General features: G+C 58.9%; 15 protein-coding genes. 10 read left to right on the top strand and 5 right to left on the bottom strand.

Annotated elements, in window-relative coordinates; all coding sequences use genetic code 11:
• Positions 1 to 14: 14 nt before the first annotated feature.
• The 5 genes from A0U92_RS09720 to A0U92_RS09700 all read right to left on the bottom strand — a co-directional run bounded on the left by A0U92_RS09720 (position 15) and on the right by A0U92_RS09700 (position 5,986).
• The gene (locus A0U92_RS09720; protein WP_077813047.1) at positions 15 to 1,388 is read right to left on the bottom strand and encodes an ABC transporter ATP-binding protein; all 1,374 of its coding nucleotides are present in this window, start codon (positions 1,386 to 1,388) and stop codon (positions 15 to 17) included.
• Between the two features lie 97 nt (positions 1,389 to 1,485).
• On the bottom strand, positions 1,486 to 3,213 hold the full coding sequence (locus A0U92_RS09715; protein WP_077813046.1) for an ABC transporter permease subunit: 1,728 nt from the start codon (positions 3,211 to 3,213) through the stop codon (positions 1,486 to 1,488).
• Positions 3,214 to 3,273: 60 nt separating this feature from the next.
• Positions 3,274 to 3,738, bottom strand: coding sequence for a dUTP diphosphatase (gene dut / locus A0U92_RS09710; protein WP_077813045.1), 465 nt, complete (start codon positions 3,736 to 3,738; stop codon positions 3,274 to 3,276).
• A 40-nt stretch (positions 3,739 to 3,778) separates the two neighbouring features.
• A complete protein-coding gene (locus tag A0U92_RS09705; protein WP_077813044.1) occupies positions 3,779 to 5,188 on the bottom strand; it encodes a bifunctional phosphopantothenoylcysteine decarboxylase/phosphopantothenate synthase in 1,410 nt (469 codons plus the stop codon).
• A gap of 3 nt (positions 5,189 to 5,191) precedes the next feature.
• Entirely contained in the window at positions 5,192 to 5,986 is a 795-nt protein-coding gene (locus A0U92_RS09700) for a class I SAM-dependent methyltransferase (RefSeq protein ID WP_077813043.1), read from the bottom strand.
• A 28-nt stretch (positions 5,987 to 6,014) separates the two neighbouring features.
• On the opposite strand from A0U92_RS09700, the gene mutM reads away from it, so the two are divergent.
• The 10 genes from mutM to moaA all read left to right on the top strand — a co-directional run bounded on the left by mutM (position 6,015) and on the right by moaA (position 19,267).
• Positions 6,015 to 6,950 carry a bifunctional DNA-formamidopyrimidine glycosylase/DNA-(apurinic or apyrimidinic site) lyase gene (gene mutM, locus A0U92_RS09695; protein WP_077814362.1) on the top strand — a complete coding sequence of 312 codons (936 nt, stop codon included), beginning with the start codon at positions 6,015 to 6,017 and terminating at the stop codon, positions 6,948 to 6,950.
• A 103-nt stretch (positions 6,951 to 7,053) separates the two neighbouring features.
• Positions 7,054 to 7,323, top strand: a complete 270-nt coding sequence (gene rpsT / locus A0U92_RS09690; protein WP_077813042.1) for a 30S ribosomal protein S20 — start codon at positions 7,054 to 7,056, stop codon at positions 7,321 to 7,323.
• A gap of 542 nt (positions 7,324 to 7,865) precedes the next feature.
• Positions 7,866 to 9,287: a chromosomal replication initiator protein DnaA gene (gene dnaA, locus A0U92_RS09685; RefSeq protein ID WP_077813041.1), complete on the top strand. Its 1,422-nt coding sequence runs from the start codon at positions 7,866 to 7,868 to the stop codon at positions 9,285 to 9,287.
• A 152-nt stretch (positions 9,288 to 9,439) separates the two neighbouring features.
• Positions 9,440 to 10,564 carry a DNA polymerase III subunit beta gene (dnaN, locus tag A0U92_RS09680; protein WP_077813040.1) on the top strand — a complete coding sequence of 375 codons (1,125 nt, stop codon included), beginning with the start codon at positions 9,440 to 9,442 and terminating at the stop codon, positions 10,562 to 10,564.
• Between the two features lie 31 nt (positions 10,565 to 10,595).
• Complete coding sequence (gene recF, locus A0U92_RS09675) at positions 10,596 to 11,732, top strand: DNA replication/repair protein RecF (RefSeq protein WP_077813039.1); 1,137 nt, start codon at positions 10,596 to 10,598, stop codon at positions 11,730 to 11,732.
• A 138-nt stretch (positions 11,733 to 11,870) separates the two neighbouring features.
• Entirely contained in the window at positions 11,871 to 14,312 is a 2,442-nt protein-coding gene (gene gyrB / locus A0U92_RS09670; protein ID WP_077813038.1) for a DNA topoisomerase (ATP-hydrolyzing) subunit B, read from the top strand.
• Between the two features lie 828 nt (positions 14,313 to 15,140).
• On the top strand, positions 15,141 to 15,299 hold the full coding sequence (locus A0U92_RS17320; protein ID WP_149026439.1) for a DUF2474 domain-containing protein: 159 nt from the start codon (positions 15,141 to 15,143) through the stop codon (positions 15,297 to 15,299).
• A 53-nt stretch (positions 15,300 to 15,352) separates the two neighbouring features.
• On the top strand, positions 15,353 to 15,814 hold the full coding sequence (locus A0U92_RS09665; protein WP_187668937.1) for a nitrate reductase associated protein: 462 nt from the start codon (positions 15,353 to 15,355) through the stop codon (positions 15,812 to 15,814).
• Positions 15,815 to 15,818: 4 nt separating this feature from the next.
• A complete protein-coding gene (locus A0U92_RS09660; RefSeq protein WP_077813036.1) occupies positions 15,819 to 18,122 on the top strand; it encodes an FdhF/YdeP family oxidoreductase in 2,304 nt (767 codons plus the stop codon).
• A 71-nt stretch (positions 18,123 to 18,193) separates the two neighbouring features.
• Complete coding sequence (gene moaA, locus A0U92_RS09655) at positions 18,194 to 19,267, top strand: GTP 3',8-cyclase MoaA (protein WP_077813035.1); 1,074 nt, start codon at positions 18,194 to 18,196, stop codon at positions 19,265 to 19,267.
• The last annotated feature ends 18 nt before the right edge of the window (positions 19,268 to 19,285 follow it).

Genomic DNA, 19,285 nt, shown 5'->3' with positions numbered 1-19,285 from the left:
CGTTACCCTGAAGATCAGGTTGCGCTATCCCTGTTGAGAAAAAGCTGGTCGGATTCTTCATTGTAATCGAACAGCTCTGCGTAGCGGGCCCAGGAGATAATGGTCTGTAAAGTCTGCTGGGCGTAAGCTGCTGACATGCTCTCGCATAATTCTTCCCGGAAACGATCCGCGCCGACATTATGACTTGGTCGCTCATCCAGCACGGCGCAGATGGTTTTGACCAATGGCACGGCATTCAGCAGGGCATGGCGCAGGATCGTCTTGCGTTCGTCAATTTCACTTTCCGCGAAACGCTGTGCTTCGATTGTCAGCAGAAGATCGCCATCTTCAACTTCCGCAAGTTCGAGAATTTGCAGGGCCTCGACAAGAGGAAACAGATCGTCGAGTTCAAGATGCGCTTTTGCGGCGAGCAGAGGAAGATCGGCCCGACCGTTGACGGGCGGAGCAGCCAGCGCCTCGATCAGCCCTACCATACTGCCCACAGAAACAGACGCGATCGGAAGATGCAGCGGTTGCGCAGTCTGCGCGATGGTCATGTCAGGCAGTTCGGCCTCGGAGATGACCGGAGTGCGCCGTGTCATTAATGTGTAGATATGATCAACAATTTCCAGAAACGCAGGGTCATCACGCACGCGTGGATGAGCAAGCGGCACCGTAACCTCATGTTCAACGTGACCAGGGTTTGCCGCAAAGACAAGAATGCGGTCACACATCAGAACGGCTTCTTCGATACTGTGTGTCACCATCAGTATTGATTGCACCGGCAGCTTCTTCTCGCACCACAGTTCGACCAGATCCGTACGCAGATTCTCTGCCGTCAGAACATCGAGTGATGAAAAGGGCTCATCCATCAGCAGAAGATCGGGATGGACCGCAAGAGCGCGCGCCAGGCCGGCTCGCTGGGACAGGCCGCCCGACAGTTCGTGCGGCCATGCATTTTCATAGCCGCCCAGTCCGATCAGGTCGATGGCCTCTTCAGCCCGCGGCTTCCGGTCCTTTCCTTTCATGCCGTCAGCCTCAAGAGCCAGTTCGACATTGTCCTGCAGGTTCAGCCACGGAAACAGGGAAGGGGACTGAAACACCATCGCCAGTCCGGCAATAGGGCGTTTCAGAGGAGCGCCACGCCAGAGAACCGTTCCGCTGCTGGGAATGAGAAGACCGGCCATGATGCGGAGCAACATGGATTTCCCAGATCCGGAACGACCGAGCAGTCCGACAATTTCTCCTGATTTCACATCAAGGGAAACTCCGTCGAGGATCTGGACATCGGTTGATGAATCCCGATGATAGGACTGTCCCACATCGCGCAGCGATAGCAACGGCTCATCTGTCAGCGATGCGGAGAAAGGTCTTTCTTCCAGTGAGGGCGGTGCGTCAGCGGAAAACATGGTGCTTATCCTGCGCGTTGATGTCTGGAGACCATCTGATGTCAGCCTGACAAGCCATTTGAAACAGAAAAACCCTGAATGCAAAGAGAGCGCATGATCAGGGCAGATCCGCCACTTGCCCGGCTGTGCGGCGTCTGACGTAAAGACCCAGCGGCCTCCAGATCAGCACTTCGCTTCCTATGGCCAGCAGCGTCATGACCATGACGCCAAGAGAGGCCTGCGCCATGTCGCCCTTGCTGGTGGCGTCGATAATGGAACGACCGATCAGCCCGTGTTCGGAAATGTGCGTGCCCCACAGGGTCATATCGGCGGCAATAATGGCGTTCCAGCTCCAGAAGAACGCCCTATGGACGCCACTCAGCCATGACTGTGCAAGGCCGGGCAACAGGATGGTCTTCCATCTGAGCCACCCGCGTATTCGATAGGCTCGTGCAACCTCCCGCAAATTTCGCGGAAAATCCCGAACGCCAACCAGCAGATGGAAGGCGAGAAAAAACGGCAGTCCAACAAACATCAGAGGAGACAGAAAGGACTCCGGGCCCACCAGAGCAATGACAAGCGGGAAAAGTAGCACCGCAGGAAAAAGCGTTAAAAAACGGAGGATCGGAAGGATCGGATCAGCCCAGCATTTCAGGGCGACGGCGATGGGAAGCAGGGCGATGGAGCAGACGCCCAGCGGAACCAGCAGTGTCAGCAACTCGCCGATGCCGAGAAATCCGGCACGAAGCAGTTCGTCGGGATCAGGGAGTCCCTCGGGCGAGGCAGCACATGCCAGCAGACCGCTCACCCCAAGAAGGGCAGGGATGACCAGTGCGATGATCCGGGGCGTTTCCTCCGGGTCATCCAGAACGGTTGCCCGTGGTGGGGGGCCAAGCGGCAGGTTGCCGATAATTCTCAGAAGTCGTGACGCATCGGTAAGCATGCGTCCAACCAAAGGAATGTCCCCGAAGAGAAGGGGGGACGATGAGCGTGCGGAGGCGTTCCTGTCAAAGCGCTGGCCCCATTTTTTCATGGGGCGGACAATCACAAGATCTGTCACCATGACAAGACACCCCATGGCCAGAAGTGTGAGTGTGAAGGCTACCGATGCATTTTCCCTGATGGAGGATACGGCATAACCGCCCAGTCCCGGCGGGAGAGGCAGTCCTTTCATCCCCGCATAGACCTCGGCAAAAGTGAGGCCGAGCCAGACATTCGGCATGGCGCGTGCGATGTTTCTGACGACAGCAGGCAGCCCGAACGGTGCGTAGAGTCTCCAGAAGCGTGGCCATGCCCGAAGACCGAAGCTGCGTACGGCCAGCACGAGATGGGGAGGTACATCCTGATGCGCACGGATGGCCGCGCCCATCATGGGAAAGGTGAGTGCGGCGAATGCCGGGGCGCCGATGAGAACCTCGCCCGCGATGGCATGGCCGGCAAGCCAGCCATGAGTGCCGAAACAGACAGGCAGAATGAGAATCATGAAGGCCGGAATCGGAACAGCCTGCACGATCTCAAGCAGAGCGAGTGATACCTGTCCGGGTTTTTCCCGTCCAAAGACCAGTGCGGCGCCCGCAAGAGCGCACAGGAAGGAAATGGCGAACCAAGCCACGACACGCGCAGTGGTGACGGCCAGCGCGAAAGGCAGCGCTGCAAGCGGTAAAGATTCCGCGGGCTGCGGGGGCTCGGACAAGACGGTGCCAAACCATGTCGTGGCGTTGGAGCCGAAACCCAGCAGAACCCCTACGACGCAGAGCATCGCCACGATCATCGCCAGACGGGGGGAATCATGACTGAGTCTTCTGGTGAGCCCCGCAGCGTCGGATAAAAAGGATGTGCTGCTCATCGGACCGTGTGTCGTCTGGAACGGTGTCGTCCGACGCGTCGGACGCGATTCACGTCTCTGTCAGGAGGAGTGTGTGCCCGTGCTGCCAAAACCACCAGCGCCACGTTCCGTCGCCTCAAGGTCATCAACCTCATTCCATGCAACCCGAAAAACCGGAGCAACGACTGCCTGAGCAATCCGCATGCCCCGTTCCACCGTAAAGGCTTCCTGTCCGGCGTTCATCAGAATAACGCATAATTCACCGCGATAGTCTTCGTCTATCGTTCCGGGTGAATTGGGAAGTGTGATGCCATGCTTCAGGGCGAGGCCGGAGCGGGGACGGATTTGCAGCTCATAACCTGCGGGCAGCGCGATGCAGAGCCCTGTGGGAATCAGGACGCGGGCGCCCGGCGGCACTGTCAGCGTGCTGTCGATGGCGGCCAGAAGATCCATGCCAGCGGCACCGGTGGTGGCATAGGATGGCAGGGGAAGCCCTTCCGAGCGAGGCAGGCGCAGGACGGCGACCTGGACAACCGGTGCATTCACAAAAAGAGATCCGTTTCCGAGAGTGGTAGAGCAGGCAGCGTCATTGGCGGCCTTCTTCCCTGGTTGCAAGAGCGGGAGCCCCGAAGCGGAGGGCAATACGGCGGCCCAGATTGAGCGCGAGTGTCGTTTTGGCCATCAGAGGCCAGTGTTCCACGCCATCTTCGGTGATCAGCATAACCGTGTTTTCCGTGCCGCCCATGACATTCGTGCCTGTCGAGACGTCATTGGCGACAATCCAGTCGCAACCCTTGCGCTGACGTTTGGCGATGGCGTTGGCTTCGACATCATCGGTCTCGGCGGCAAATCCAACCACCAGAGCAGGACGGGTCGGACCCGGTCTGGAAATGCGGGCGAGAATATCGGGATTCGGTTCGAGGACGAATGAGGGCGGAGGAGAACCTGCCTGTTTCTTGACCTTGGACGAAACCGGATCAGCCACACGCCAGTCGGCAACGGCCGCCGCACAGACAGCGATATCAGCCGGGAGAGAAGCGATGACGGCTGCTTCCATCTGCTGCGCTGTCTCGACCCGGATCAGGGAGACATTGGAGGGAGCCAGCAGGGAGGTCGGTCCGCTGATCAGGATGACCTGGGCACCCAGATCAGCAAGAGCGCCGGCAATGGCGTAGCCCTGCAGACCGGAGGAGCGGTTGCCCAGATAACGCACAGGATCAATCGGCTCGTGCGTCGGTCCCGCCGTCACCAGCGCATGTTTGCCGATGAGGGGACGCCAGTGTGATGACGCTTCCTGAGATGCGCCCTGTTCGCGATGCGACAGAGACCCGCCGCGCAGGCTGACGGCAGGGGAACTGCATGCCTGCGCGGCTGGAGGCTGGTGGCCTGAAACAGGTGCGGAGGCGCTCTCGCCGGGACTGCCGGAAGAAGGCGTCTCAAGGTGAGCGAGGATGGCGTCACGCAGTGCGACTGGCTCCACCAGACGACCGGGACCGTATTCGCCGCACGCCATTTCGCCTTCGTCCGGTCCCACGACGATCACATCGCGCTGACGCAGCGTGTGCATGTTCGTGCGTGTCGCAGGATGCTCCCACATCCGCACATTCATGGCAGGAGCCACCATAACGGGGGTGTCGGTGGCCAGCAGCAGGGTACTGGCGAGATCGTCAGCAAGGCCCGATGCCATTTTGGCCAGAATATTGGCTGTGGCAGGCGCGACGACCACAAGATCCGCCGAGCGGGAGAGGGCGATATGCCCCATTTCCTGCTCATCGGTCAGGGAAAACAGATCCTGATGAACAGGCTCGCCACTCAGAGCCTGTAGCGACAGAGGCGTGACAAATTCACTGGCGGCACGGGTGAGGACACATCGGACTCCGACACCGGCCGTTCGCAGCAGGCGAACCAGTTCGAGCGCCTTGTAGGCTGCGATGCCGCCGCTGACGATGAGCAGAACGCGTCGGGGCGGTCTTGCATGGGTCGTCGTGGCGGCCATGGATCAGAGCCTCCAGCCGGAGTGGATCGCGGCGATGCCACCGGACAGTGACTGGTAACGGACATGGGAGAATCCGGCCTCCCGGAACATGTCGGCCAGCGTTTCCTGATCGGGGAACATGCGGATGCTCTCGGCCAGATACTGGTAGCTGTCGCGATCTTTGGCGATGAGCGAGCCCATCGTGGGGAGAACCTTGAACGACCAGGCATCGTAGAGCGGCGCCAGAGCGGCGACCTGCACCCGGGAAAATTCAAGGCAGAGGAAACGACCGCCCGGCTTCAGGACGCGGCGGGCCTCCTTCAGAACGGCCAGTTTGTCGGTGCAGTTGCGCAGACCGAAAGAGATGGTCACGCGATCCATGCAGCGGTCGGGAAGCGGAATCTGTTCCGCGTCCACCACGCAGAAGGACAGGTCCGACACATAACCACGCGAGATGGCGCGGTCACGGCCAACCGACAGCATGTTGGCGTTGATATCCGTCATGATGGCCGGGCCACCGCCGCCAGCCAGCCAGCCGAACGTCACGTCGCCGGTGCCGCCTGCGAGGTCGAGCAGCTTCAGGCCGGGCTGCGGGGCAAGCTCGGCGTTGAAAATCCGTTTCCAGACTCGATGAATCCCCAGCGACATGAGGTCGTTCATCACATCATAGCGACTCGCCACGCTGTCGAAGACTGCCCGGACGAGAGGTTTCTTCTCTTCCCTGGGCACAGCGCGGAAGCCGAAATCGGCGGTATCGTCGCCCGTAGTCCCGGTGGAATGGGGCGCGGTGTGGAGATCATGAGGGGCATTGTCGGTCATGGCTGCACTCTATAGCGTGTTTAGCGTCATGCCAGAACTCCCCGAAGTAGAAACCGTCATGCGTGGAATGATGGGACGCCTTCTTGGCGAACGTATCCACGCCATCGTCGTGCGTCGCCCTGACCTCCGCTGGCCTCTGCCGCCCGGTCTCGGGCAGGCGCTTAAAGGCCGGACGATCGAGAGCTTTCGGCGGCGTGGGAAATATATTTTCATCCGTGTCTCCGGCGGCCAGTCGGTTCTGCTGCATCTGGGCATGTCCGGACGGGTGATGCTGGAAGACGCCGACACAACACTGGAAGTGGGGGAAGGCAAGCTCCGTCACGAGCACGTCGCCTTCACCACGGAAGGTGGACAGCGTTTCGGTCTGGTCGATCCCCGGCGCTTTGGGGCGCTCGATCTTGTCGAGACGGAAGCGGAGGATCGTCACCCTCTGGTCGCGGCCATGGGACCGGAGCCGTTCGATCCCGTTTTCACAGTCGATACCTTGATGAGAGCTTTCGCCAGCCGACGCAGCCCGGTGAAGGTGATGCTGCTTGATCAGCGTATCGTGGCCGGGCTGGGTAATATCTATGTGTGCGAGGCCCTGTTCCGTGCGCGTATCCACCCGGAAACGCCCGCAGGTCTGCTTGGGCGTCCTGCGCTGAAACGGCTTGTCGTCGCTATTCGGGCGGTTCTGCAGGAAGCGATCGATGCCGGTGGCTCCAGTCTTCGGGACTATGTGCAGCCCGATGGGGAGCTTGGATATTTCCAGCATGCCTGGCGTGTTTACGGGCGGGCAGGGCAGCCCTGCCCGGACTGCAAGGGACAGTCAGGGTGTTCAGGGGTGGTTCAGATCACACAGGCCGGGCGGTCCACGTTTTTCTGTCCACAACAGCAGCCTGCTGTGGATAATCCGTCTCCGGCCAAGATGGATATGCGGAACGGGGAGGGCAGAATATCGCGGAAAAGCAAGAACTCTGCTTGACGCGCGGCCATCTGGTAGCTTAGAGAACCGCACCTAATTCGGCGCAACCGCTTTCGGGCGGAGCGCGCATAACCAAATCGACTTGCTGGATCAGACATATACAATGGCGAACATCGCATCTGCCCGTAAGCGCATCCGTCAGACGGAGCGCCGCACTGCCCGCAACACAGCTCGCATGTCCCGCATGCGGACCTTCCTGAAGAAGGTCGAGACAGCCATTGCAAGCGGTAACAAGGAAGAGGCGAACGCAGCCCTGAAGGTCGCCCAGCCTGAGATCCAGCGCGCTGCAACAAAAGGTGTGGTGCATCACAACCTTGTGGCTCGCAAGATTTCCCGTCTGTCTGCCCGTATCAAGGCCATCGCGACAGTCTGAAGAACTGCGCCGGCTGTTTTTCCGAAACAGCCGGCTATTCTTCAGCATCTGAGATGACTGAGAAATAAGCCGGATTCCCGCAAAAGGAATCCGGCTTATTTTTGCTCTGTATTCAGGGAGTATCCCTGCTGCCGGATGAGAGATGATTTCAGGGTGGAGGATGATTTTGCATACAGGTTTGCAGGCATAAATGCGTTGCTTTCGCAGGCGCGTTTGCCTAGTCTTGAAACCTTGTTGCAGTCGTGAATATACGTCTTTTCCCGGAAACCGGGAGGCGGTTTACGAATTTAATCTATCGTTGTTATCCGGCAGTTTTTGTCAAAAATGAACCTCGGGAATTTGCCCCGAAGGTATGCTTTGCCCGTGATGCGGGTGTGTCTTTGTGATTGATCGCCGAAGTTGCTGGAGAGCCTTTGCCGGGCTGCTCTGATCCAGCAATGATCCGGGGAAGTGAGTGTGCAGAAACAATGCCGGTAACCCCATCCTCCGAAATGCCGTTGAGTTCAGATGAAGGTGCCGGATTGCAGTCTGCTTCAGGTGGTATGTCAGGCCTGCTCACAGAAGCATGGGACAGAATTTCCGACCGCATGAGAGCCGAGGTCGGTGACGTTGAATACCGGACCTGGCTTCAGCAGATCGTCCTTGGGCCTGTTGATGGTGACGAAGTCACTCTCATGCTTCCCACACGCTTTCTGCGCGACTGGGTCCGCAGCCAGTATGGTGATCGGTTGAGCGCGCTGTGGAATCAGGAAATTCCTGCCATCCGCCGTGTCGAGCTTCAGGTCATGCGGGCCAGCGATGCTGTCAGCCCATCCGCTGGGCCAGTGAATGGCGGTGCTGACACGCCCTCTGCTCCTCCTGAAGCAGTGCATGCCGCGCCGCCGGGACGGTCCTCTCCGGCGTCCGCTCCGGCTGACCGTGTTTCCGACACGAGGGCCGATCTGATTGCTCCGCTCGATCAGCGTTTCACGTTTGATACGTTCATCGTCGGAAAACCCAATGAATTCGCCTATGCCTGCGCGCGCCGTGTGGCTGAAAAACCGTCAAGCGTGGGGTTCAACCCGCTGTTTCTGTACGGCGGTGTCGGACTCGGCAAGACGCATCTCATGCACTCAATCGGCGCGGAACTGTCGCGTCGCGGAGGTATCTCGGTGGCGTATATGTCCGCCGAGAAATTCATGTACCGCTTCATCGCCGCCATCCGCTCCCAGTCCACTGTCGAGTTCAAGGACCATCTGCGCTCGGTTGACGTGCTGATGATCGATGATCTTCAGTTCCTGATCGGCAAGGACAACACGCAGGAAGAGTTCTTCCATACGTTCAATGCTCTGGTCGATGCGGGACGGCAGATCATCGTTTCCGCTGACAAGTCACCGTCCGATCTGTCCGGTCTGGAAGATCGTCTGCGGACACGGCTCGGCTGCGGCATGGTCGCGGACATTCACGCGACGACCTTCGAACTGCGTATCTCCATTCTGGAGGCGAAGGCTGCCGCGTCCGGCGTGGTTGTGCCGGGCAAGGTGCTGGAATTCCTGGCGCATAAGATCACGACCAACGTGCGCGAGCTTGAAGGCGCGCTGAATCGTCTGATCGCTCACGCCAACCTGTTCGGGCGTCCGATCACGCTGGAATCCACGCAGGACGTTCTGCACGATATCCTCAAGGCCCATGACCGTCGGGTGACGATCGAGGAAATCCAGCGCAAGGTGTCCGAGCACTGGAATATCCGTCTGACCGACATGTCTTCGGCTCGTCGCGCCCGTGCCGTTGCGCGCCCACGGCAGGTCGCCATGTATCTGGCCAAGCAGCTGACCAGTCGTTCCCTGCCTGAAATCGGACGTAAATTCGGCAACCGTGACCATACGACGGTCATGCACGCCGTCTCCCGTGTGCAGGAACTGATGGAACGGGATACGGCGTTCGCCGAGGACGTCGAGCTTCTGCGGCGGATGCTTGAGAGCTGACCGCAGAAAACACGCTGTTTCACAAAGAAAACCCGGGTCTGACACTTTGCCCGGGACATCTCCCCTGCTAGATTGCCTGCCTTGATTTCCGATCAGTTTGATCAGGGTCGGAACGCGGAAACAATGTCCGCAGGACAGGGGAACTGGTGTCGATGAAGTTTACAGCCGATCGCGCAACGCTGCTCAAGGCTCTCGCACATATTCAGAGCGTTGCCGAGAAGCGGAACACAATTCCCATCCTCGCCAATGTGCTGATTGATGCGAATAACGGTCGCCTCAGTCTGACAGCGACCGATATGGAAATTGCGGTCGTTGAGGAAGTGCCTGCCGAGATCCACACATCCGGTGCGGTCACGGCGCCGGCGGCGGTGCTCTATGAAATCGTCCGTAAGCTCCCGGATGGTGTTCAGGTTGAACTGAGCCACCCCGGCGGAGAGGCGCAGCTCGATCTCCGTGCCGGTCATTATGCGACACGGATGAACGCCCTGCCGGTCGATGATTTCCCCTCCATGGTCGCCGGTGACCTGCCGCATCAGTTCAAGCTGAACAGTGGCGTGCTCAAATCCCTGATCGACCGCTCCCGTTTCGCTATTTCCACAGAAGAAACCCGCTATTATCTGAACGGCATTTATATGCACGTCGCAGAGGGTGAGACGGGCGGCCTGCTGCGCGCCGTGGCGACTGATGGCCATCGTCTGGCGCGTGTTGAGACTGAGGTTCCGACCGGGGCTTCCGGCATGCCGGGCGTGATCATTCCCCGCAAGACCATCGGTGAAATCCGCAAGCTGCTTGATGAAGCGCCGGAAGAGGTGGACGTTTCCGTCTCTGACACCCGTATTCAGTTTAGCGTGGGGCCCATCACCCTGACATCCAAGCTGATCGACGGTACGTTCCCGGAATATCAGCGGGTCATCCCGTCCGGTAACAACCGTACCCTGCGTGTCGGCAAGAAGGATTTCTCCGACGCGGTCGGTCGTGTCGCCGCCATCAGTCAGGAGCGCTCCCGTCCGGTGAAGCTGATGCTGTCGCGTGACCTGCTCATCCTCTCCGCCACAAGCGCCGACCAGGGGACGGCGAAGGAAGAGCTTGACGACACACGCGTCACCTATGACGGCGATGATATGGAGATCGGGTTTCAGGCCCGCTACCTGAACGACATCACCGATCAGGTGAGCAAGGATGTGGAGTTCGTCTTTGCCGACAGCTCGGCTCCGACCATCGTGCGCGACGTGGACAGCCCTTCGGCGCTGTACGTCCTGATGCCCATGCGGGTCTGATCCGGGCCATTCTTTCTGACCGGTTGCAGCCATGACGTCACTTGATCGTCTTGTTCTGGCCGGTTTCCGGAATTATCGAAGATTTGTGTGGAAGCCCGAGCGCTCGCCGGTAGTGATTACCGGCGACAATGGCAGTGGCAAGACCAATCTGCTTGAAGCGTTGTCCCTGCTGGTTCCCGGACGCGGCCTTCGAGGCGCCAGAAACGCCGATCTCCCTTTGAGGGAAGCCTCTGGCGAACCCATTCCGACAGGGTGGGGCGTGACGGCCCGTTTTTCTGACAGTGCCGGCGATTTCGAGGTTTCAACCGGCATGGAAGCCGGTCAGTCCGGTGCGCGCAAATTCCTGCTCGATGGCGTGCAGACGCGTGTGCGGGATGTTGCCGCCGCCAATCTGTCCGCTGTCTGGCTCACGCCGCAGATGGACAGGCTGTTTGGCGAAAGCGCAAGCGGACGCCGCCGTTTTCTGGACCGTCTTGTTGTGGCGATGGTCCCGCACCACGCCTCTGAACTGGCCGCCTGCGAGCGGGCGACGGCGCAACGGAACCGTTTTCTGTCCGAAGGACGGACAGATGATGTCTGGCTTTCGGGGATCGAGGACGCCATGGCGCGTCATGGTGTTGCTGTCGTGGCGGCAAGGCGGGAAATGGTGGCGCGCCTGAACGCCATGGGCGCTGATCCGCAGGGGGTTTTTCCCTCTGCTCGCCTGTCATTGCTTTGCCCCGTCGCGGATCGGCTGGATAGTGAACCGGCCCTTTCGGTCGAGGACTGGTTGAAAGGGGTTCTGCGGGGAGGGCGGTCGGCGGACCGGCAACGGGGCCATGCGATGATCGGGGCGCATCGGACTGACTTCACGCTTCAGGATCTTGAAACCGGACGGCAGGCGGCGGAAGCCAGCACGGGGCAGCAGAAGGCGCTGTTGATCGGTCTCATTCTGGCGCATGCCCGCCTGATGGGAGAGGGGGCCGGCACAGCGCCGATGCTTCTGCTTGATGAGCCGCTTGTTCATCTGGACCAGCGGCGAAGAGAGGCTTTGCTGGCGACTTTACTCGATTTTCAGACACCGGTTCTGCTGACCGGAACAGACCGTTCTCCCTTCGGGCCGCTGGCTGAAAGGGCCAGTTTTGTCACCTTGCATGACGGCCAGATCATCCCGATGGACAGTGACTGAAAAATACGTCGGGAAAAGGCTGAAAAACCGCAGATGATGGTGTGCATATCCGCCGCACATGCTGGTCGTGACCGAGAGAAGCGGCTATAAACAGGCTCTGTTGTATCCTATGCGAATGACCGGAGTACCCACCCCGTTATGACCGAAACTTCCAGTTCTGTTTCCCCCGCCGAAGATGACGACTACGGCGCGTCCTCCATTTCGGTGCTCAAGGGACTGGACGCAGTACGCAAACGTCCGGGTATGTATATCGGCGATACGGATGACGGATCTGGCCTCCATCACATGGCCTTTGAAATCATCGATAACGCCGTCGATGAAGCGCAGGCCGGGTTCGCCACGCATTGCGAACTGACGCTGAATGCCGATGGCAGCGTGACAGTCCGGGATAATGGTCGTGGAATCCCGACCGACATGCATGAGGAAGAAGGGATCAGCGCGGCGGAAGTCGTTCTGACCAAGCTTCATGCCGGCGGCAAATTCAACCAGAATTCCTACAAGGTTTCCGGTGGTCTGCATGGCGTCGGCGCCGCTGTGGTGAACGCCCTGTCCGAATGGATGGAAGTGCGCATCTGGCGGCAGGGGACAGAACATATGATCCGCTTCGCCCATGGCGAGCGTGTCGAACCTCTCACGGTTGTCGGTCCCTCGGATGAGGAGCGCGGCACACAGGTCACATTCCAGCCGAGTGCGGCGACATTCACCAAGACAGTTTTTGAATTCTCCGTTCTGGAGCGTCGTCTTCGTGAACTGGCGTTTCTGAATTCCGGACTGAAAATCACCCTGCGTGATGAGCGCGCCGAGCCGTTCAGGGAAGAGGTTTTCCATTACGATGGCGGTCTGGTCGCGTTCGCCGAATGGCTTGACCGCGCCCGTACGCCGATCATTGCGCCTCCTATTTCGGGCAGTCTTGAAAACCCGGACAACGGTATCAAGGTCGAGTTCGCCCTGACCTGGAACGACAGCTACCATGAGACGATGCTGTGCTTCACGAACAACATTCCCCAGCGGGATGGTGGTTCGCATCTGGCCGGTTTCCGTCAGGCTCTGACACGTATCGTCGGCAAATATGCGGAAAGCATTGCAAAGAAAGACGCGGCTTCGCTGGTGGGTGAGGATATGCGCGAAGGTCTGACCGCCGTGCTGTCGGTCAAGGTGCCTGATCCGAAGTTCTCTTCCCAGACCAAGGACAAGCTGGTTTCATCCGAGGTTCAGCCCGTCGTGCATACGGCGGCTGCCGACATGATCGGCCACTGGTTCGAGACGCATCCTAAAGAGGCGAAGCTGGTCGTGGCCAAGGTGCTCGACGCTGCCTCCGCGCGTGAAGCGGCCCGGCGCGCCCGCGAACTGACCCGTCGCAAAGGCGTGCTGGATATTTCCTCGCTGCCGGGAAAGCTGGCTGACTGTCAGGAACGCGACGCCTCCAAGGCCGAAGTCTTCATCGTCGAGGGTGACTCCGCTGGTGGCACGGCCAAGCAGGGACGTGACCGCCGTTTCCAGGCCATTCTGCCGCTCAAGGGCAAGATCCTGAATGTCGAGCGCGCACGCTTTGACCGCATGCTCGGTTCCGCGGAGATCGGCACGCTGATTACGGCGCTCGGTACCGGTATCGGACGCGGCGAGGCGGATCAGGGTGGCTTCGACATCAGCAAGCTGCGCTACCATCGCATCGTCATCATGACCGACGCTGACGTGGACGGGTCGCATATCCGTACGCTGCTGCTGACCTTCTTCTTCCGTCAGATGCCGGAACTGATCGAGAAGGGCTATCTCTACATTGCCCAGCCGCCGCTTTACCGTGCGAAGCGTGGCAATGAAGAGCGCTACCTCAAGGATGATGCCGCTCTTGAGCAGTATCTTCTCGACAAGGCGCTGGGGAATGCCGCCCTGACCCTGGGATCTGGTCGCGTTCTCGAAGGTGATGATCTGCTTGCGGAAATCAGCTTCATGCGGGATGCGTCCCGTGTGATCGGACGCCTGTCGTCACGTATTCCTCTCTGGATCGTTGAACAGGCTGCTATTGCCGGGATCTTCAACGCAGACCGTGATGCGGCTCAGGCGCAGGTTCCTGAATTGCAGAAGCGTCTGGATGCGGCTTCCCGTGAGTCCGAGCGGAGCTGGAAAGTCTCCCTCAACGACTCAGGGCTGGAAATGGGACGGAGCGTGCGCGGGATCGGCGAGACCTATCGCGTGGAAGCCTCCACGCTGGCCGGCAACGACGCCCGTTGGCTCGCCGCCAATCTGGAACGGTTTGTGCGGGATTATTCCAACGGGATTCATCTCAGGCTTGATGCCGGCACGCAGGTGACCGTCGCCGGACCAGCGGAAGCCTTTGCCCGTCTGTTGGCGCAGGGACGCAAGGGACTGGCGATCAACCGCTTCAAAGGTCTCGGCGAGATGAATGACGAGCAGCTTTGGGACACCACGCTTGACCCGGCGACACGCACCCTTCTTCAGGTTCGTGTCGAGGATACGGAAGAGGCGGGTGCGGTGTTCTCGACGTTGATGGGTGATGTGGTCGAGCCGCGTCGTGACTTCATCGTCGGCAATGCTCTCAAAGTCGCCAACCTGGACGTCTGATCCGCGTTTGATAAGCAAGCCGTAGGCCCGGGTCTTCTCCTCGGCTTGCCGTCATTTAAGCAGGATGACGATTGAAGGGAGTCGAATGGCAATAAGGAAGGCGTTCTGGTTAAGACTGTCTTCCTGAAAGAGATTGTGCCAGCATGCTTATCAGGTGTTATGTCAATCTCCACAGGGCCGCGCTATATACTTGACCAGATCCTCCTTGTTGCAGGCTCCGGCGCTGCGCTGCGCTGCGCTGATGCACATGGGCAATCGTGCCGTCGATCGTCATGCATCCATTGACTTGATCAGCGACAGTTGGTGAAAATGCGTTCAGCCATAAGACTTTCGGAGCAGTGGCGCAGACCGCGATGAACATTTTTCACCTCCGAAAGGAGTGGGAAAATCATGCAGGGGAATTGCCTGCGCCATAACGATGCCGCGCGGTTCCGAAAGGACGGCCGCCGGAAGCGGTGCAGTCGACATCGCCTTCGTGGTCGGAACAAAGATTCTTTAAGACAGAGAAAATCACCTGATATGCTAGTGAACAACTCGTGTCACGACTATTGAATAGTCCTTTTTCTGTAATCCGACCTCATTCCAAGATAACTATATTTCTCAAGATATAGTTATTTTTATAACCTGCACGTATAACATCATAAAGAGAAGGTCTTGGACTGGTAGCTCTGAATAACCTTACAGTCGCCCTGAAATGAACAGTGTAAAGAATTTTGCGAGTCACCAGTCAGTTCTTTCAGCTTGTCGGAACCGTCATTCTTCTATCGATCACTCTGGCCTGCACAATTTACTCCTCTTCCGTGTTTCGCAGAAAAGTGTCCGAAGCCAATGGCTATCATTGAAGTTGTAAGAGGTGACGGGTCGCAGGTGCCCCGTCATCTGACTGTCCGGTTGGGCTGGCTTGCCGCTATCTGGATTGTCAGTACCGCCGTATTCCTTGTCGCAGCTTTCATGCTTTATCTTCTGGATCTTCCGGTGCCCAAATGAAAAATGAATCGCTCCTGATGGCCGAAAAAGCAGGCGTAATGTCTGAAAATTCCATGATTTTCGAATTCGAGCGCGATTTCGCAGGTTCCCTGCGTTGTATTCCCATGATCACGCGGCAAAAGCTCGATATCGTCGGAATCAAGATGACGCTCCGTCAGTGGAGCCGTCTGTCGCGTGAGGAGCGGGGCAGGCTGGTGGAAGCGCTCTGCGATACCCGTGAGGAACAGGATCTCTACCGCGCCCTTGTTCTGGATCTGATTGCCGCGCGGGCTGATGAGCCTGCCCGTTTTCTGCCCCCTCTGACGTTTGAAGACTGGCGCGAGGACGATCAGATGCCTGAGGCGGTGTCAGCGCAGGCGAAGGCGGATGGCGTTCCCGCTCCCACGCCGGAGCAATGGGCCGCCTTATCGCCGATCGAGCGGTTTGCGCTGATCAAGCTTGCGCGATCCAGGCATGAAAACGAAAACTTCGTGCCAGCATTAAAAGAATTCGGCATCCTTCAGGAAGTGGGTTGATATCATGAGCAAAGAGAAAAAATCCGAATTCAAGCCCTATCATCATCCTGCGGGCGGCTGGGGCGCCACGGGAGCAACCGCGAAAGTGCTCATGGAGCAGAGCGTCCTGGTCAAGGGATCGCGCGGTCTGCTGGCGATGAACCAGCCGGGCGGCTTCAAGTGCCCGAGCTGCGCCTTCCCTGATCCTGACCATCGCAAGACGCTCGAATTCTGCGAGAACGGCGCCAAGGCGCTGGCGCATGAGGTGACCAAGGCGCGCGTTACGCGGGAGTTCTTCGCTCAGCATACCGTCACGGAACTGATGGAGCGTAGCGACTACTGGCTGGAGATGCAGGGGCGTCTGACCGAGCCGATGCGCTACGATGAAGCGACGGATAAATATGTGCCGATTGCATGGGACGATGCGTTCGCCCTGATCGGCAGGCACCTTCAGGCGCTCGAAAGCCCGCATCAGGCGGAGTTCTACACATCCGGCAGAACGGCCAATGAAACGGCGTTTCTCTATTCCATCTTCGTGCGTGAATTCGGGACCAACAATTTCCCCGACTGTTCGAACATGTGCCATGAGCCGACGTCGCGAGGACTGCCGCCAGCCATTGGCATCGGTAAAGGCACGATCGTCATGGCCGATTTCGAGCATGCCGAGGCAATCTTCGTTATCGGGCAGAATACGGGCACCAATTCCCCGCGCATGATGACGAACCTCGTGGAGGCGCGCAAACGCGGCATCCCGATCGTGCTGATCAATCCGATGCCCGAACGTGCGCTGATCCGCTTTACCGAGCCGCAGGACATCCTGCAGATGGGGACGTTCGGTTCAACCGCGATTTCCAGCGAATTCGTTCATGTGCGCATCGGCGGCGATCTGTCCATTTTCAAAGGCATGATGCGTGCGCTGTTCGAAGCTGAAGAGCGCGGCGAGAAAGTTCTGGATCAGGAGTTCATTGCGGAACATACGGCAGGGCTGGAGGCTCTGCGTGCGGATGTGATGTCGGTTTCCTGGGCGGATATCACCCGCATATCCGGAGTTTCTGAAGAACAGATCCGTCGGATTGCCGGAATTTACGCAAAATCAAACGCGACGATCATCTGCTACGGGATGGGACTGACCCAGCATCAGGAGGGCTCCCATCTTGTCCAGCAGGTGGCGAATCTGCTGCTTCTGAAAGGGAATTTCGGTAAAAAGGGCGCAGGTATCGCTCCGATCCGCGGACATTCCAACGTGCAGGGCGACCGTACGGTCGGAATCGACGAGAAACCCACGCAGGCCTATCTCGATCGCGTGCGGGACGTCTTCGGTTTTGAGCCGCCGCGTGAGCACGGGCATCATGTCGTTGAAGCAGTCGCAGCCATGGAAGCGGGGACCGCGAAGGTCTTTTTTGGCATGGGCGGCAATTTCGTCCGCGCAATCCCGGATACCGAGCGTTCCTATGCCGCGATGGCGCGACTGAACCTGACGGTCAACGTCACGACCAAGCTCAATCGAGGCCATCTGGTCCACGGCAAGGAGGCGCTGATCCTGCCGGTGGTGTCCCGTGCCGAGATCATCCGCACGTCCAAAGGTGAGCAGTTCGTCACCATCGAGGACGCGATGGCGAACGTCACACCTTCACGTGGCGTGTTTGAACCGGTCAGCCCGGATGTGCGACCGGAAACGGAGATCATTTGCCGGATGGCCATGGCGACCCTGCCGCACTCGAAGACGCCATGGGCGGATTACATCGAGGATTATACGCCGATCCGTGACAGGATCGCGGATGTCTATCCCGAGATCTACGAGGGATTTTCAGAGAAGATGAAAGATCCTCATGGTTTTCATCTTGATATTCCCCCGCGTCGGCGTGTCTGGAAAACACCGAACGGCAAGGCGAACTTCATCGTCATGTCGGGACTTGAGGTCAACGATGTCATCGAGGATCCCGCGATGCTGCGTCTGGCGACTATCCGTTCGCACGACCAGTACAACACCACGATCTACAGCAACAGTGACCGGTATCGCGGCGTGTATAATAACCGCCTCGTTATTTTCATGAACAAGGAGGATCGTGAGGATCGGGGACTGGAAAATGGCGCGGTCATCGGTCTGGAAACCTATAGCGGGGACGGGCGTCGCCGGTATGTCGACGGGCTGACCATTCTCGATTATCCCATGCCGCGTGGCGCGGTTGCGGGATATTACCCGGAACTCAATCCTCTCCTGCCGCTTGATTTTTATGACGAGATCAGCGGCACGCCAGCAGCCAAGGCCATTCCGGTCAAAGTGGTGCCGAGTATCGCCTCGGCTGCGCCGATCCGGATTGTCGGCTGAACGTGTCCCATTCAGTGCCTCATCCTCCATCGCCGGAGGGTGTCGCGAGTGGAAAACGAAGATCCCAGATCATGAATTCGGAATTCTCGCCACACATCGGACCTGCAGAAGACCGGCTGCATCGGCCACTTAAGGATTTGCGCATTTCCGTGATGGATCGGTGCAACTTTCGCTGCCCCTATTGCATGCCGGATTCCATCTATCATGAAGGTTTCAGTTTTCTGAAGTCTGATGAGCGGCTGAGTTTTGATGAAATCGAACGGTTGGCACGGCTGGCGGCGGAACTGGGCGTGACCAAGCTGCGTCTGACCGGTGGAGAGCCGCTGCTTCGTCCGAACCTGCCGGAACTGGTGGAGCGGCTCGCGAGCATTCCGGGGATCGAGGATATCGCGCTTACGACCAACGGAATGTTGCTGGCGCGTCAGGCATCCGCACTGCATGCGGCAGGTCTGCATCGTGTGAGCGTGAGCCTCGATAGTCTGGACCCGGCTGTGTTCGCCCATATGAGTGGCGGACGCGGCGATCTGCAAACCGTGCTGGATGGTATCGAGGCAGCGCGTGCAGTCGGTTTTCCCCGTGGGGTGAAGATCAACACGGTTGTCCAGCGTGACGTCAACGATGTGGGGGTGCCCGATCTCCTCGCACACTTCCGGCATACGGACGTGATCGTACGCCTGATAGAATATATGGATGTCGGCAGCCGTAACGGCTGGGACCGCGCTGACGTCGTAACCTCGCGCGAGATGATGACGCGGATCGAAGCGCTCTGGCCTCTTTATGCGGTGTCACCCGCCTATCGTGGTGAAGTCGCTGCCCGTTACCGCTATGTCGATGGGGGCGGGGAGATCGGGTTCATCTCCTCGGTCAGCGCGCCGTTTTGCGGAAGTTGCTCGCGAGCACGACTTTCTTCGGATGGTCAGCTTTTCACCTGTCTTTTCGCCACCAAAGGCACGGACCTGCGGGCAACCCTGCGTGATGCCGGTCATGGAGGCGATGATGAACCGCTTCGGCAGGCGCTGGCAGGTATCTGGCATCGTCGTACCGACCGATACAGCGAGGAACGTCAGGAGCGGCGCTCCCGGGCTGAAGCGCCGCATGGGAATAGGGCTGGGGAGAAAATTGAAATGCACTATATCGGAGGGTGATGCGATGAGCGGAGCAAG

Source organism: Acetobacter aceti, assembly GCF_002005445.1.
Taxonomy (GTDB): Bacteria; Pseudomonadota; Alphaproteobacteria; order Acetobacterales; family Acetobacteraceae; genus Acetobacter; species Acetobacter aceti_B.
This window is presented reverse-complemented; position numbering and strand designations above follow the sequence as displayed.

What these genes read in the sequence shown, in the direction of transcription:
- A0U92_RS09720 (WP_077813047.1), bottom strand. Translation starts at nt 1,388, where the DNA reads ATGTTTTCCGCTGACGCACCGCCCTCACTGGAAGAAAGACCTTTCTCC.
- A0U92_RS09715 (WP_077813046.1), bottom strand. Translation starts at nt 3,213, where the DNA reads ATGAGCAGCACATCCTTTTTATCCGACGCTGCGGGGCTCACCAGAAGA.
- A0U92_RS09705 (WP_077813044.1), bottom strand. Translation starts at nt 5,188, where the DNA reads ATGGCCGCCACGACGACCCATGCAAGACCGCCCCGACGCGTTCTGCTC.
- A0U92_RS09700 (WP_077813043.1), bottom strand. Translation starts at nt 5,986, where the DNA reads ATGACCGACAATGCCCCTCATGATCTCCACACCGCGCCCCATTCCACC.
- mutM (WP_077814362.1), top strand. Translation starts at nt 6,015, where the DNA reads ATGCCAGAACTCCCCGAAGTAGAAACCGTCATGCGTGGAATGATGGGA.
- rpsT (WP_077813042.1), top strand. Translation starts at nt 7,054, where the DNA reads ATGGCGAACATCGCATCTGCCCGTAAGCGCATCCGTCAGACGGAGCGC.
- dnaA (WP_077813041.1), top strand. Translation starts at nt 7,866, where the DNA reads ATGTCAGGCCTGCTCACAGAAGCATGGGACAGAATTTCCGACCGCATG.
- dnaN (WP_077813040.1), top strand. Translation starts at nt 9,440, where the DNA reads ATGAAGTTTACAGCCGATCGCGCAACGCTGCTCAAGGCTCTCGCACAT.
- recF (WP_077813039.1), top strand. Translation starts at nt 10,596, where the DNA reads ATGACGTCACTTGATCGTCTTGTTCTGGCCGGTTTCCGGAATTATCGA.
- gyrB (WP_077813038.1), top strand. Translation starts at nt 11,871, where the DNA reads ATGACCGAAACTTCCAGTTCTGTTTCCCCCGCCGAAGATGACGACTAC.
- A0U92_RS17320 (WP_149026439.1), top strand. Translation starts at nt 15,141, where the DNA reads ATGGCTATCATTGAAGTTGTAAGAGGTGACGGGTCGCAGGTGCCCCGT.
- A0U92_RS09665 (WP_187668937.1), top strand. Translation starts at nt 15,353, where the DNA reads ATGATTTTCGAATTCGAGCGCGATTTCGCAGGTTCCCTGCGTTGTATT.
- A0U92_RS09660 (WP_077813036.1), top strand. Translation starts at nt 15,819, where the DNA reads ATGAGCAAAGAGAAAAAATCCGAATTCAAGCCCTATCATCATCCTGCG.
- moaA (WP_077813035.1), top strand. Translation starts at nt 18,194, where the DNA reads ATGAATTCGGAATTCTCGCCACACATCGGACCTGCAGAAGACCGGCTG.